Annotated in this window: 10 protein-coding genes and 1 pseudogene; 6 read left to right on the top strand and 5 right to left on the bottom strand. The window is 71.6% G+C overall.

Going from position 1 to position 14,151, the window contains the following annotated elements; translation table 11 throughout:
* Positions 1-9: 9 nt before the first annotated feature.
* From LHJ74_RS32920 to LHJ74_RS32895, 6 genes are all read left to right on the top strand, one after another.
* Positions 10-267 (top strand): (2Fe-2S)-binding protein, encoded by a 258-nt coding sequence (locus LHJ74_RS32920; protein WP_260221995.1) that lies wholly within the window; start codon positions 10-12, stop codon positions 265-267.
* Entirely contained in the window at positions 264-1,712 is a 1,449-nt protein-coding gene (locus LHJ74_RS32915; RefSeq protein ID WP_260221994.1) for an NAD(P)/FAD-dependent oxidoreductase, read from the top strand. Before LHJ74_RS32920 ends, LHJ74_RS32915 begins: the two co-directional genes overlap by 4 nt.
* Positions 1,709-2,632, top strand: coding sequence for a dihydrodipicolinate synthase family protein (locus tag LHJ74_RS32910; RefSeq protein WP_260221993.1), 924 nt, complete (start codon positions 1,709-1,711; stop codon positions 2,630-2,632). The genes LHJ74_RS32915 and LHJ74_RS32910 overlap by 4 nt, the downstream gene beginning before the upstream one ends.
* A gap of 1 nt (position 2,633) precedes the next feature.
* Positions 2,634-3,653 carry a proline racemase family protein gene (locus tag LHJ74_RS32905; RefSeq protein ID WP_260221992.1) on the top strand — a complete coding sequence of 340 codons (1,020 nt, stop codon included), beginning with the start codon at positions 2,634-2,636 and terminating at the stop codon, positions 3,651-3,653.
* A gap of 259 nt (positions 3,654-3,912) precedes the next feature.
* Complete coding sequence (locus LHJ74_RS32900; RefSeq protein ID WP_260221991.1) at positions 3,913-5,361, top strand: alanine/glycine:cation symporter family protein; 1,449 nt, start codon at positions 3,913-3,915, stop codon at positions 5,359-5,361.
* 116 nt (positions 5,362-5,477) lie between these two features.
* Positions 5,478-7,001 (top strand): aldehyde dehydrogenase (NADP(+)), encoded by a 1,524-nt coding sequence (locus LHJ74_RS32895; protein ID WP_260221990.1) that lies wholly within the window; start codon positions 5,478-5,480, stop codon positions 6,999-7,001.
* A 104-nt stretch (positions 7,002-7,105) separates the two neighbouring features.
* On the opposite strand, the gene LHJ74_RS32890 is transcribed toward LHJ74_RS32895, so the two are convergent.
* From LHJ74_RS32890 to LHJ74_RS32870, 5 genes and pseudogenes are all read right to left on the bottom strand, one after another.
* Positions 7,106-9,700: a helix-turn-helix transcriptional regulator gene (locus tag LHJ74_RS32890; RefSeq protein WP_260221989.1), complete on the bottom strand. Its 2,595-nt coding sequence runs from the start codon at positions 9,698-9,700 to the stop codon at positions 7,106-7,108.
* Between the two features lie 1,154 nt (positions 9,701-10,854).
* Positions 10,855-11,517 (bottom strand): class I SAM-dependent methyltransferase, encoded by a 663-nt coding sequence (locus tag LHJ74_RS32885; protein WP_260221988.1) that lies wholly within the window; start codon positions 11,515-11,517, stop codon positions 10,855-10,857.
* The gene (locus LHJ74_RS32880; RefSeq protein WP_260221987.1) at positions 11,514-12,923 is read right to left on the bottom strand and encodes an NAD(P)/FAD-dependent oxidoreductase; all 1,410 of its coding nucleotides are present in this window, start codon (positions 12,921-12,923) and stop codon (positions 11,514-11,516) included. Before LHJ74_RS32880 ends, LHJ74_RS32885 begins: the two co-directional genes overlap by 4 nt.
* Before the next feature lie 17 nt (positions 12,924-12,940).
* On the bottom strand, positions 12,941-13,897 hold the full coding sequence (locus LHJ74_RS32875) for an alpha/beta hydrolase (RefSeq protein WP_260221986.1): 957 nt from the start codon (positions 13,895-13,897) through the stop codon (positions 12,941-12,943).
* Positions 13,898-13,973: 76 nt separating this feature from the next.
* Positions 13,974-14,151, bottom strand: a pseudogene (locus LHJ74_RS32870) (flavodoxin-dependent (E)-4-hydroxy-3-methylbut-2-enyl-diphosphate synthase); the annotation flags it as partial.

Genomic DNA, 14,151 nt, shown 5'->3' with positions numbered 1-14,151 from the left:
ACAGGCCGAATGAAGGTGCGCGTGGACGGTGCGGACGTACCGGCGGTGCCCGGCCAGACCGTGGCGGGGCTGCTGCTGGAGCAGGGCCGTGCGTCATGGCGCACCACCCGCGGTGAGGGCAGGCCGCGCGGCATCTTCTGCGGCATCGGCGTCTGTTACGACTGCCTGGTGGTCGTCAACGGTGTGCCGGACGTACGGGCCTGCCAGCGGACGGTGGCCGAGGGCGACGACATCCGGGTGCAGCACGGGGCGGAGCTGCCCTCATGAGCGGCGGCGTCGGGGACGCGCGGGTGGTCGTGGTGGGGGCCGGTCCGGCCGGGATGGCCGCCGCACGGGCCGCGGCCGAGGCAGGCGCGCCCGTACTGCTGATCGACTCCGGGCCGGGCCTCGGCGGCCAGTACCACCGGCAGAACGCCCTCGCACGGCAGGAACGATTCACTCTCCCGGACGGTGTCGAGCACCTGCCCGACTCCGTTGTCTGGGCCCTGGAGAAGGTGCCCGCCGGCCACCGGGTCCATGTCCGCACCGGCCCCGCCGACGGGCCGGGACGGCGCGGGCGCAGCATCGACACCCGCGCACTCGTCCTCGCCACCGGCGCCTACGACCGCGCCCTGCCGTTCCCCGGCTGGGACCTGCCGGGCGTCACCACGGCGGGCGCGGCGCAGGCGATGGCCAAGGGGCAGGGCGTACGGGTCGGGGAGCGGGTGCTGCTCGCCGGTACGGGCCCCTTTCTGCTGCCGGTCGCCGAGTCGCTGACCGCCGTCGGCTCCCGCGTGCTGGGCGTCCTGGAGGCGAACGACCCGGCAGCCGGGTGGCTGACCGAGCCCGCCGGACTGCTGGCCGGGCGCGGCAAGACGGGCGAACTCGCCGGGTACGCCGCGCTGCTCGCCCGCCACCGCATCCCCTACCGCCGCCGCAGCACCGTCATCGAGGCGCACGGCACGGACCGGGTCGAGGCGGTCACCTGGGCCCGGCTCGACCGGGACTGGCACATCGTGCCGGGCAGTGAACGGCGCATCGAGGCGGACGCGGTGTGCGTCGGCTTCGGCTTCACCCCGCAGCTGGAACTCGCCGTCTCCGCCCGCTGCGCGATCCGCGACGGCTTCGTCACGGTGAACACCGCCCAGGCCACCTCGGTGCCCGGCGTCTTCGCCGCCGGTGAGCTGACCGGGATCGGCGGCGCGGTGCTCTCGGCCGACGAGGGCACCGTCGCCGGAACCGCCGCCGCCCGTACGGCGGGCGCGCGCAGCGCCTCGGGCGCCCGGCCGGGGCCACCCGTGCGGGCACTGCGCCGGGTGCGCTCCGGCGGACGGTTCGCCGCCGCGCTGGGGCGCGCGTACCCGGTGCGGCCGGGCTGGCAGGGGTGGCTGCGTGAGGACACCCTGGTGTGCCGCTGCGAAGAGGTCTGCCATGGCGCGCTGCGCCGGGCGGTCGAGGAACGGGACGCCCTGGGCGTCCGCTCGATGAAGCTGGTCAGCCGGGCCGGACTCGGCCCCTGCCAGGGGCGGATCTGCGGACGCAACGTCGCGGAGCTGACCGGGTTGCCGGAGTCAGGCGTGGCGTTCGCCCGTCGCCCGCTGGCCGCGCCCCTGCGGCTGAGCGAGCTGGCCGAGCCACCGCCCGGCGCCGCCACACCGGAACCACCCGCCGCACCCGCACCACCCACAGATGTCACACCCGCACCACCCGCACCACATGAGGAGCAAGAATGACGCAGGAGAAGCTCGACGGAGTCATCGTGGCCACCGCGCTGCCCTACGCCGAGGACTCGAGCGCGCCCGCCGGGCTGCGTGTCGACCTCGACCGCTACGCCGAGCACTGCCGCTGGCTGGTGGAGAACGGCTGCCGAGGCGTGGGCCCGAACGGCTCCCTCGGCGAGTACTCCTCACTCTCGGACGAGGAGCGCCGCGCCGTCTCCCGTACGGCGATAGAGGCGGTCGGTGACGCGGGCATCGTCGTCGTCGGCGTGCACGGCGTCGGCGCGCACCAGGCCCGCGAGTGGGCCGAAAAGGCGGCCGAGGACGGCGCGGACGGCCTGCTGTGCCTGCCGCCGACCGTCTACCGCGCCAACACCTCCGAGGTGCTGCACCACTTCGAGCAGGTGGCGAGCGTCGGCCTGCCGGTGATGGCGTACAACAACCCGATCGACACCAAGGTCGACATGACCCCCGAGGTGGTCGCCGAGATCGCGAAGCTCGACAACGTGGTCGCCATCAAGGAGTTCTCCGGTGACGTACGCCGGGTGCTCGAACTCCGCGAGCTGGCCCCCGATCTGACCGTGGTCGCCGGTGCGGACGACGTGGCACTGGAGGCGCTGCTGATGGGCGCCACCGGCTGGTTCGCGGGCTTCCCGAACGTCTTCCCCGCCGAGTCGGCACACCTCTTCGAACTGGCGCAGCAGGGCAGGCTGGAGGAGGCCCGCGCCCTCTACGAGCCGCTGGTCGCCGCCTTCCGCTGGGACTCGCGAGTCGAGTTCGTGCAGGCGATCAAGCACGGCATGGAGATCGTCGGCCGGTTCGGCGGCCCCTGCCGTCCGCCGCGCGGGCCGCTCCCCGCCGACCAACTGGCTCTGCTGGACGCCGACATGCGCAAGGCCGTCGACTATCTGAACGCCCACCCGGTGGGCAGCTGACATGCGGGCCGGCAGGTACTTCTCCGCGGTCGACTCGCACACGGAGGGCATGCCGACCCGGGTCATCACCGGCGGCGTCGGGGTGATCCCCGGCGACACGATGGCCGCCCGGCGCGTGCACTTCATGGCCCATCTCGACCACATCCGCGAGCTGTTGGTGAACGAGCCGCGCGGCCATGCCGCGATGAGCGGCGCCATCCTCCAGCCGCCGACCCGCCCCGACGCCGACTGGGGAGTCCTCTACATCGAGGTCTCCGGCTGCCTGCCGATGTGCGGGCACGGCACGATCGGTGTCGCGACCGTGCTGGTGGAGACCGGCATGGTCGAGGTGACCGAACCGGTGACCCGCGTGCGGCTGGACACCCCGGCCGGGCTGGTGGTCGCGGAGGTGGCGGTCAGCGGCGGCCGTGCCGAGGCCGTCACGATCTTGAACGTGCCCTCGTTCGCACTGGAGTCGGATGCCTCGGTGCAGGTCCCCGGCCTCGGCCGGGTCGGCTACGACATGGCGTACGGCGGCAACTTCTACGCCGTCCTGCCGCTCGCGGATCTGGACATCCCCTTCGACAAGGGGGAGAAGGACCGCATCATGGGCGCCGGTCTGGCGATCATGGACGCGATCAACGAGCAGAACCGGCCGGTCCATCCTGTGACCGAGGGCATCGGCGGCTGCAAGCACGTGCAGTTCGTCGCCCCCGGCACACCGGGCACACCGGGCACCCCCGGCAGCGACGCCCGTAACGCGATGGTCATCCATCCGGGCTGGTTCGACCGCTCACCCTGCGGCACCGGTACGTCGGCGCGGATGGCACAGCTGCACGCACGCGGCGAACTGCGGCTGGACGAGGACTTCGTCAACGAGTCGCTGCTCGGCACCCGCTTCATCGGCCGTCTCGTGGAGGAGACGACCGTCGGCACGCTGCCCGCCGTGGTGCCCACGGTGACCGGAAGCGCGTGGATCACGGGCATGGGGCAGTACCTGCTCGATCCCACGGACCCCTTCCCCCGGGGCTTCACCCTCTGAACGCCCGCTCCTTTGACACAGCCCCCGACGCAGCTTCCTGACACAGCTCCCTGACACAGCCCCCTGTCGCAGGCCTCTGACGGTCCGGCGCCGTGATCCGGCGCCCCTGCCCGCTCACCTGCACAGCACACGCACGTCCCCCCCGCACCGGCCCCTCCGTGCGCCGGGCGGGCCGGACGAGTGCGCCCACCCCTCGCCGTGCGTGTCTGCGGCCTGCCCGAAATCAGCCTGCCCGAGCACTCTCCCCTTGGGGTGAAAAATGGATTTCCTCGTCTCCCTCAACGACTGGCTGTGGGACCCGCTGGTCTGGTTCGCGCTGAGCTTCGGCCTGGTGCTCACCGTGGTCACGCGCGCCGTCCAGGTCCGCCGCATCCCCGACATGGTCCGGCTGCTGCGCAGAGGGGAGCGCTCCGAGGCGGGAGTCTCCTCCTTCCAGGCGCTGATGCTGACCCTGTCCAGCCGCATCGGCGTCGGCAACATCGCCGGTGTCGCCACGGCCATCGCGGCCGGCGGCCCCGGCGCGCTCTTCTGGATGGCCGTGATGGCCTTCCTCGGCGGAGCCACCGCGTTCGTCGAGTCGACGCTCGCGCAGATCTACAAAAGCAAGGCCGACGGCACCTTCTGGGGCGGCATCCCCTACTACATCGAGAAGGGGCTGCGGAAGAAGTGGCTGGCGGTCATCGCCGCCGTCACCGCGATGAGCCTCTACGCCTTCCTGGCGCCCGGCGTCCAGTCCAACGCCATCTCGGCGAGCTTCGACAGCGCCATGGGCATCAGCCCGTGGGTCACCGGCTCGGTCGTGGTCGCGCTGCTCGGCTTCATCGTCTTCGGCCGCCGCAAGCGCATCGTGGCGGTCGCCGACACCGTCGTACCGGTGATGGCGGTCGGCTACATCCTGGCCGCCCTGCTCGTCCTGGCCGTCAACATCACCGAGGTGCCCGCGGTCTTCTCCCTGGTCATGGGCAGCGCCTTCGGATCGGACTCGGTCTTCGGCGGCATCGTCGGCGCGGCGATCGCCTGGGGCGTGCGCCGGGCGCTCTTCTCGAACGTCGCCGGTGTCGGCGAGGGCACCTACGGTTCCGCGGCGGCCGAGGTCTCGCACCCGGCCAAGCAGGGCCTGGTGCAGGCGTTCTCCATCTACATCGACACACTCTTCATCTGCATGGCGACCGGCTTCATGATCCTGGTGACCGGCAACTACAACGTGACGACGGAAGCCGGAGAGAAGATCGTCACGCATGTGCCGGGGGTCGAGGCGGGGCCCGCCTACACCCAGGAGGCGTTCGACTCGGTGTTCTCCGGAGCCGGGCCGTACTTCGTTGCCATCGCGCTCGCGCTGTTCGCCTTCACCACGCTCGTCGCCTTCTACTACATAGCCGACACCAGCCTCACCTACCTCACCGGGGGCGCCCGCAACCCGGCGCTCGCCCACGCCCTGCGGGTGGCCATGCTCGGGATGGTCTTCTACGGTGCGGTGGAGTCCGCGGACATGGTGTGGGCGATCGGCGACGTCGGCTACGCCTCGCTCGCCTGGGTCAACATGCTCTGTCTGATCTTCCTGGCGAAGCCCGCGCTGATCGCGCTGCGCGACTACGAGGCACAGATGCGGCTGGGCATCGACCCGGTCTTCGATCCGGACAAACTGGGTATCAAGAACGCCGACTACTGGGCGGGACTGATCACTTCGCAGAGCAGTCCGGCCAAGTGAGCACCGCCGCACGCACACCGCAGCACGCACACAGCCGCACGCGGACAGCACCCCGCGGCAGCACCACGCAGCGCAGCACCACACCGCACACCCGGTGTGTGAGAGGCAGGATCACCGTGACCGCTGAGGCCAGCACCGACCCCCGTACCGCCGCCCCCTTCGGAGCCCCCTTCCCGCCGACCGCCCCGGCCGAGGTGGCCAGGATCGCCGCCGAGGCGGCCGCCGCGGCCCCCGTACTGGAGGCGCGCGGCCGCGCCTTCCGGGCCGGACTGCTGCGTGCGATGGGCACCGCGCTGGAGGCGCGCCGGGCCGGGATCGTCGCGCTGGCCGACCGGGAGACCGCGATCGGCGCCACCCGGCTGCACGGTGAACTCACCCGCACCGTCTACCAGGCCGGGCTGTTCGCCGACGTGCTCGACGAGGGTTCCTATCTGGAAGCCACCATCGACCACGCCGGTGACACCTCCATGGGTCCCGGCCCGGATCTGCGGCGGATGCTGGTCCCCATCGGGCCGGTCGCCGTCTTCGGGGCGAGCAACTTCCCGCTGGCCTTCTCGGTGCCCGGCGGGGACACCGTCTCCGCGCTGGCCGCCGGATCACCCGTGATCGTCAAGGCGCACGGTGCCCACCCGGCGACCTCGCAGCTGACCTTCCACATCCTGCGGGAGGCGGCGCGCGCGGCCGGTGCGCCCGAAGGCACCCTCGGCCTGGTGTACGGGCAGCAGGCCGGTGCGGCGCTGGTCGCCGATCCGCACGTCAAGGCCGTCGCGTTCACCGGTTCGCCGCGAGGCGGCCGGGCGCTGCTGGACATCATCGCCGCCCGGCCGGAGCCCGTCCCGTTCTACGGGGAGATGTCCGGGCTCAACCCGATCGTCGTCACCGAGGCGGCCGCCGCGAAGCGCGGCAGGGAGATCGCCGAGGGGCTGGTGCGCTCCTTCACGGTCGCCGCCGGCCAGCTCTGCACCAAGCCCGGCCTGGTGTTCGTGCCAGAAGAGGCGGCGGGCGACGCGCTCGTGGCGGCGGCCCGCGAGCTGGTGGCGGGCAGTGCGGCGGGCGTGGCGCTGACCGAGGGCATCCACGCGGCGTACCGGGAGATCTCCGGCGATCTCGCCGCGCTGCCCGGGGTCACCGTGGAGGCCGAGGGCGGCCCGGTACCTGAGGCGGGATACGCGGTGGCACCCCGGCTGCTGTCGGTGCGCGCCGCGGAGATCACCCCGGAGGTGACCGAGGAGTGCTTCGGGCCGCTGACCGTCCTCGCCCGCTACCGCGACGACGCCGAACTGCGGCGAGCCCTCGACGCGCTGCCCGCCTCGCTCACCGGCACGGTGCATTCGGAGGCGGATGAGGAGCAGGTCACCCGGGAGCTCTTCGAGTCGCTGCGCGCCAAGGCGGGCCGGGTGGTGCACAACGGCTTCCCCACCGGCGTGCTGGTCTCCTGGGCGCAGACGCACGGGGGCCCGTGGCCGTCCACCAACAGCCTGCACACCTCGGTGGGGGCGACCGCGCTCCGCCGCTTCCTGCGCCCGGTGACCTGGCAGAACGCCCCGCAGTCGGTGCTCCCGTACGAGCTGTGGGACAAGACACGGCTGCCCCGCCGGATCGACGGCCGCCTGGTGCTCCAGGGCGTGTTCGAGAAGTAGCGCCGGTCGCCCCGCGAGACAGGCGGGACTTCTGCAACACGCCCCAGAGCCCGTCCGGGTCCGGTGGGGGGGCCGGGTGGACCCGGACGGGCGGTCGGTGCGCGTCAGACGGCGACGGAGCGGTTCTTGTCCCGTTGGGCGGTCTGCGCCCTGGTGCGCAGCACGTGGTTGGCGACCTCGACGCGCGAGGTGCAGTCGAGCTTCCGCATCACCTTGCGCAGCGTGTTCACCGCCGTCCACTCGGCGATGCCGAGCCTGCTGGCGACCAGCCGGTTGCTCAGCCCCTCCGCGACCAGGTTGGCCACCTCCGTCTCCCGCCGGGTCAGTACGTCCGCCGTGCCGGGCGGCAGGGGACTGACCGGAGGCTGGGCGAAGGGCGTCACGCTCTGGGTGACGGCCTCACCCACGGACAGGGCGCGGCCCGCCGCCTGCTGCTCCTCGAACGCTGCCTTGCCGAGCCGTTCGCGGGCGCGGGCGGCAAGGGCGTGGTGCTCCGCCGCCGACTGGCGCGGCGGTGCACAGCCGGTCCGCTTCTCGATGGAGTCCGCCGTGGCCAGCAGCCGGGCCGCCCGCTCCCACGCCTCCTGCGCGCGCCGGTTCCTGCGTACGAAGACGGCCGTGGTCACCCGCAGGGCGGAGACGAGTGCGGGCAGGTCGCCGATGTCGTGCAGCACCTGGAGCGCCTGGCAGGAGAGCTCCTCGGCGCGGTCGGTGTCGCCGTCGGCCGCCAGCAGGCCCGCCAGGGTGAGGGTGGAGAGCGCCGCCTCGCGGGCGTCGCCCGTCTCCTCGTAGAGCCGCACGGACTCCTCGGCCAGCCGTATCGCCTGCTGCGTCCCGCTGCCGGCCTTGGTGCCGCTCCGACCGGCCTTGCCGTCGCCCTTGCTGCCGCTGCCGCTGCCGCTCTTGCCTTCGCTGTCGCCGTCGCTCCTGCTGTGGGCCGTGCCGTCGGCCTGGCTCTCGCCGGTGCTCCCGTCCGCGGCCTCGCTCCTGTCCCGGGCCTTGCCGGACGTGTCGGCGGGACCGATGCCGTCCGTGTCGTCCCGGCACACCTCGGCCAGCAGTCCGGCTGCCAGTGCGCAGGTGTGCCCGTCGTCCAGGGTGCGGAGTTCTTCCCTGGCGCGCTCCAGCAGGATCCGGGCCCGCCCGAGGTCGCCTCGCGCCCGCTCCAGCCGGGCCATCGCGGTCATGACCAGCGCGGCCCGGGGACGGTCCTCCATTGATTCGAACATCGCCAGTGCGCTCTGCAGCCGCTCCTCAGCCTCGCGGAGGTCGCCGGCCAGCAGATGTGCCGTGCCGAGTGCCGCCTCGGTCACCGCGCGCGTCTTCGGGGTGCACTCCCCGGCGGCCTCGGCCGCGGTGAGCCGCTGCACGGCCTCCCGGACCTCGCCGCGGACGAGCCAGTACGGCAGCGCGTCGGACGCGAGGCCGGCTGCCTCCTCGCCCTCCCCGGCCTGGACGAGGACGTCCAGTGCGGTGAGGATCTCCGGGTGCCAGCGGTCCAGTAAACGCACGGCACAGGTCTGCTCCGGGCCCTGGAGGAGCGGCAGGGTCTCCTTCGCCCGGCGCAGGAAGTAGGCGGCGTGCGCCGCCTGGGCAGGGGTGAGTCCGCCTTCGCGGGTGAGCTGTGCCAGGGCGTGCGCGCGGGCGCGGCGCAGCATGTGGAAGCGGACGCTGCCGTCCTCCTGCTCGCGGGTGAGCAGCAGGCTGTGGTCGACAAGCTCCTCGAGCGCGCCTCGCGCTTCCTGGGGCGAGAGTCCGCACACGCCGCTGACCTCGGCGTCGTCGAAGGCCGAGGAGAAGGCGGCAAGCCGGATCAGCAGGCGGCGGCGTTCGGGGGCGAGCAGGGACCAGCCGTGCTCCAGCGCGTCGCTCATGCTCACATGCCGCGACATGGTGTCGGCCGTCGAGCCGCGCAGCACCTCGGGGGCGCGGTCGATCTCCTCCAGGAGGGCAGCGGGCGAGGACGCCTTGAGCCGGGGAGCCGCCAGCTCGATGGCGAGCGGCAGCCCGTCGAGCCGTACGCACAGCTCGGTGACGGCGGCGCGGTTCTCCTCGGTGAGACGGAAGCCGGGCCGTACGGCGCGGGAGCGATGCACGAGGAGTGCGACGGCGGGGACTTCGGCGAGCTGGGCAAGCTCCAGGGTGTCGGAGGGTTCCGGCACGGCGAGCGGGGCGAGCTGGACCCGGCGCTCTCCGTAGACGCCCAGGACCTGGGTGGCCACGGTGAGGATACGCAGCCGGGGCGCCGCGTCGGCCAGGCGGCCGATCAGCGTGCGGTAGCCGTGGGGCGGCAGGCTGCCGCAGTCGAGGACGAGCAGGAATTCGAGGTCGTGCAGCGCGGTGATCAGGTCGGTGTCGATGTCGAGCGCGGCGCGGAGGGTGTCGCGGAGGTCGGCTGCGGGGTTGTCACCGGCGTGCTGGGCGTGCTCGGTGAGCGTTTCGAGCTCCACGTAGTGTCCGCCGTCGGCGAGGTGCGGGACGACCTCGTCGAAGAGCGCGGCGGCCAGCCGGCTCTTGCCCACGCCCAGATGGCCGGTGAGCGTGAGGAGGCGGGACTCGCCGGACAGCAGGGTGGTCTTCAGCTCCGCCAGTTCGGTGTCGCGGCCGATCAGCGGCGTGAGTGTGTAGCGCCGCAGCGTCCCGGCGCAGTGACCGTCGTCAGTACCTATATGTCTCAGCTCAGGCGGGCTCTGGAACATTCGCGTACCTATCTCGTGGCTATGGAGGTCCGCGGCTGAGGGGTGGCCGCGGCACGTCGAAGTTGACAAGGGTCGGCAGGAAGGCTGATAGAGACTGACAAGGACAGACAAGCATGGACAAGGGGAGACGTCGGACTTGAGCGGACGTGGAGCACCTGCACCGGGTGAGAGCCGGGGCGAGCTGGAGGACTGCCCGAACGGCCGGAGCGGTTCCCGGAACACATGATTCCGTTTGTGTCCGTCACGTATATGCGGAGGGCGGTCGGGCACGGTCCGCGAGACCGGATTTGTTACCAGGTAGGTACAGAAGGACCGTCGGATACGGCGGCGGCTGGGTCATGCGTCTCTCACCGGGCGACGATTTTGGTTTCTTGTTCAATCATCGGAGGGTTCTTTTGCCGGACCCGCTTGCCCGGCATTTCACTTCCCGTTCGTGAAGTGCACCGCTTCTCGAGCAGAATTAAGCGAACCCGGCGGGAGAGTGGCTCCGATGCGCCGCGGTGGAAATCCGGTAATGAATGGCGGAGCGTTTCCCGGTTCTTGGTTTCCCGGCACCCTGGTCTTCGGGCTGCGTACGCCCGGTCTTGCGCAGGTGTTGGGGCGGGGGTCTTTCCGGCGCGTAACAGGCGGTCTCCGGGTGGCCCCCAGGTCGCCGCGGGGCCGTGCTGCGCAGGGCGGGCGTGCCGCACAGGGCCGTACCGCGCCCGCACCCCCAGTCGTGGCGGTGCCTCCCAGTCCCAGCTGGTGGCCTGCTCCCCCGTGCTCGTCAAAGCGCCCCCGTTCGCGTTCCACGCCGAGCGGGGGATTTGCAGCATGCAGCGATATCAGTGCCTGAGAAGGGCGGTAAAGTCCGTCAAACCCCTCAGGCAGTGAAATGCCGATATTCCCCCGATTTTGCGAAGAACAAGACTCTAGCTCAGCTCAGTGAATCCGCCATGTGCGTCAACTGTCGCTCATTCATTGTGTGAAGTGATTGTATGCTCGCCGATGCGTCGCATGTCAAGTAAAGGTAAAGAACCGGTAGGTTGGATTCCGGTTGTCCTGGCGGTTTCACGGGGGGAATGTGCCGCCGTCGAGATGCTGACGCCGGTGAGGCGGGCATCGGAAAGCTACAAGTCAGGAAAAACCGCCCCACCGATCTCCCGCTGCGCGTTTCAGGGCCTGTCTCCGGCCGCCTCACCCGTGGAGACATAGACCCAGCCGCCGTATCGGGTCAGCACCCGGTGGCGTGCGGCCCCTCGCTCGACGGCCTCCCACGGGCGCCGGTGGACCATGCTCAGATCGCCGCCGAACGGAGCGATCACCGGTGCCAGCGCCGGGATCAGACGCTCCGGCCACCAGCCCGGAAGCCGGTAGTCCAGCACCACCCAGCGCCCCTTCGGCCCGAGCGCACGGTAGCCGCGCTCGATGATGCGGGCGTAGTCGCTGATGAGGGTGAGGGAGAAGCAGGCGATGATGCCGTTGACCTCGGCCGGATACTCATAGGAGGTCAGGTCCGCCTGCACCAGGGACACCTGCCGGAGCCCGGCGCGGCCGACCCGCTCCTCGGCACGCTCCAGCATGGAGTCGGTGAGGTCCACGCCGATCACCCGCCCGGCAGGTCCGACCGCCTCGGCCAGCAGCGGCAGGTTGTGCCCGGTGCCGCACCCGGCGTCGACGACGGTGTCGCCCGGGCGCAGCGCGAGCTGTCCGAGTGCCAGGTGCTTGTACGCCATCGTCCGCTGGCCGATGAGGTAGAGCCGGTTCGAGGTGAGGTCGTAGCGCTTTGCGCGTTTGCGGTACACCTCCACCATCCGCCGGGACTCGGGCGTGGTCATGCGTACTCCCTTCCGTGGGAGGAGTTGCCGTGGGAGGAGGTGCCGGAGGCGGGCTGCCGGGGGCCGCGCAGCACGGCGTTGAGCACCCTGGGCCGCAGCACGGCCTGTGGCGGCGCCATCAGATGGGTCATGTCGAACAGCGCGTTGGCCACCAACGGGTCGTGGGTGGCCACGTCCAGCAGCCGGCTCGTGTAGCGCATCCCGAGCCGGGCGGGCAGCGGCAGCGGTCCCTCGGTGGCACCCTCGTACGCCATGTCCGCGTTGCCGGAGAGCATCCAGGCGGCGTTCACCCAGTGGGCGATCCGCTTGCGCATGGCTTGGGCGAAGCCCTCGGGCAGCCGTCCGGTGTCCCGTACGCGCGCTCGGCCGAGCGCCTGGCGCAGTTCGAGCGCGCCGAGCGCCGCGACCGAGATGCCCTGTCCGTAGGCGGGGTTGAACGCGCCCGCGGCGTCACCGATGACCAGGAACCCGTCGGGCCAGTCCTTGACACGCTCAAAGTGGCGGCGCCGGTTCTCGGTACGCCCCGATCCGTACACCTCCCCGAGCGGTTCGGCGTCCCGCACGGCCTCGTACAGCTCGGTGCTGCGCAGGCCCTTGGCGAAGTCGAGGAAGGCACGGTGGGTCAGCGCCGGGCGTTCACCGCCCATGCCGGAGACGGAGACCATCCAGCGCCCGTTCTCGATCGGGTTGATGATCCCGGAGCGCGGCACCTCGGGTGTGGCCTGGATCAGGAGGCACTTCCAGTCGGCCGTGTGGCCGGGAGGCGGGGCGAGCACGCAGGTGGCATAGGCGCAACGGGCGTCGACAACGGACTCCGCCGGTGCGTCGCGGCCCAGGCTGCGCAGCCAGTCGGGCGCCTGGGAGCCGCGACCGGTGGCATCGACGACGAAGTCCGCCTCCCACTCGTACGGTTCGCCCCACCCTGCCCAGGCCGAGCCGTCGCGGTCCTTCAGCAGCACGCCCCCTACGGCCGTACCGCCGCGCGACTCCAGGAGGCCGACCGCCTCCGTCTGCTGGCGGACCTCGACGCCGGGCAGCTTGAGCAACTCGCGCCGCACCGCCCAGTCGAGGACGTCGCGCGAGCCGGAGAGCACCACATGGTTGCCCGGGAAGCGGTCGACCCAGCCGCCGGCCATCAGCAGCCGCATGTCCTGGGGCATCCGCACCTGCACCATGCCGAGCGCCCGCAACTCCCGCAGTACACCGGGGAACAGCCGGTCCAGGGCACGATGCCCGGCTGCCATCAGGTTGTGGGTGTGCCGCGACTGCGGCACGCCGCGCCGCCAGAGGGGCTCGTCCGGGTAGCCGTCCCGCTCCACCAGCGTCACGCGGTCGAAGTGCGGGGCCAGCGCGGCGGTCGCGCAGAGTCCGGCGAGACTGCCTCCGAGTACCACGGCGTGGCTCATCGTCCGGTCTCTTTCTCTCAGTTGCCGACGGCGCGACGGGGAGCGGCCTGCGGCAGCCGTCGGGCGAGCCACTCGTGCGCCGCCGCATACCAACGGGGGGCGGTGCGGTGCACGTTGAGCGAGTGCGCGGCGTCCGGCAGCACGTATGCCTCAAGGCCGGGCACCGCGGTGTAGAACTTGCCCTCGTAGGCGACGACTTCCCCGGCCTGTTCGGTGGAGAGGTCACCCCCGCCGAAGAGGCGGTCGTACTGGCCCGCCACCAGTAAGACGGGCACGTCCACCTCGGCGGCCGGGCCCGGCTGGTAGATGGCGTCCATGGTGAGGCCCTCGCCCAGCGGCACAGTCGACTTGGTCTCCTCGTGGTACGCGGACAGTTCGGGGTCGACACCGCCCTCGTGCTCGTAGAGGCGGCTGCGCAGCCCGGGTTTGGTGGTCAGGTAGTTCTCCGGGAAGGCCGTGGGGCCGAGCACCGGATCGCCGGACGCCGGGTGCAGCGCCGGTGCCGCCTCCGGATAGAGCGGGCCGAAGGCGTGCACCAGCGAGGTGAGGACGAGCGCGTCCAGGTCGTGGTGGCGGGCGGCGTCGAGGAGGGCTATGCCCGAGCCGAGCGAGTGCCCGACGGCCACCACGTACGAGAAGGCGGGGATCTCGGCGGTGCCGGTGCGCAGCGTACGGATCACCTGGTGCACCGCTTCGACGTTCGCCTCCACGGAGCACTCGTCGGCCGGGGGGTGCTCGCTCGCCCCGGTGCCGGGACGGTCCAGGGCCAGCACCGCGTAACCTTCCGCGACCGCGTGGCGGACGTAGCCGGCCGTACCGGGGGCGGTCCAGTAGCGCCGGTCGTAGGTGAGGCCGGGCAGCAGGAGCTGCACGGTGCGGGGCGGTTCCCCCGGCGGGAGGTACAGATCGGCGGAGAGACGCCAGATGGTCCCGGGGGCATGGGGCGGGGTGACTTCCAGGCTTACGGCGGTCATGGCGATGAGTACTTCCTCCGATACGGCTGGCGCCGATACGGCTGGCGCGCGCGGTCAGCGGCCTGCCAGGGGGCGGTCAGGAGACCGTGGACACCTGCGGTTCGCCCGACTCGACCCCGTCGGCCGTCATCTGTTCGGCGATCTTCATGGCCTCCTCGATCAGGGTCTCCACGATCTTCGACTCCGGCACCGTCTTGATCACCTCACCCTTCACGAAGATCTGACCCTTGCCATTACCCGAGGCCACACCCAGA

The organism is Streptomyces gossypii (genome assembly GCF_025165795.1).
Classification (GTDB): domain Bacteria; phylum Actinomycetota; class Actinomycetes; order Streptomycetales; family Streptomycetaceae; genus Streptomyces; species Streptomyces gossypii.
The sequence above is the reverse complement of the archived record's forward strand: the minus strand, read 5'-3'. Positions and strand labels throughout refer to the sequence as shown.

Excerpts from the sequence above, each read along its gene's own strand:
- LHJ74_RS32920 (WP_260221995.1), top strand. The coding sequence starts at position 10 with ATGAAGGTGCGCGTGGACGGTGCGGACGTACCGGCGGTGCCCGGCCAG.
- LHJ74_RS32915 (WP_260221994.1), top strand. The coding sequence starts at position 264 with ATGAGCGGCGGCGTCGGGGACGCGCGGGTGGTCGTGGTGGGGGCCGGT.
- LHJ74_RS32910 (WP_260221993.1), top strand. The coding sequence starts at position 1,709 with ATGACGCAGGAGAAGCTCGACGGAGTCATCGTGGCCACCGCGCTGCCC.
- LHJ74_RS32905 (WP_260221992.1), top strand. The coding sequence starts at position 2,634 with ATGCGGGCCGGCAGGTACTTCTCCGCGGTCGACTCGCACACGGAGGGC.
- LHJ74_RS32900 (WP_260221991.1), top strand. The coding sequence starts at position 3,913 with ATGGATTTCCTCGTCTCCCTCAACGACTGGCTGTGGGACCCGCTGGTC.
- LHJ74_RS32890 (WP_260221989.1), bottom strand. The coding sequence starts at position 9,700 with ATGTTCCAGAGCCCGCCTGAGCTGAGACATATAGGTACTGACGACGGT.
- LHJ74_RS32885 (WP_260221988.1), bottom strand. The coding sequence starts at position 11,517 with ATGACCACGCCCGAGTCCCGGCGGATGGTGGAGGTGTACCGCAAACGC.
- LHJ74_RS32880 (WP_260221987.1), bottom strand. The coding sequence starts at position 12,923 with ATGAGCCACGCCGTGGTACTCGGAGGCAGTCTCGCCGGACTCTGCGCG.
- LHJ74_RS32875 (WP_260221986.1), bottom strand. The coding sequence starts at position 13,897 with ATGACCGCCGTAAGCCTGGAAGTCACCCCGCCCCATGCCCCCGGGACC.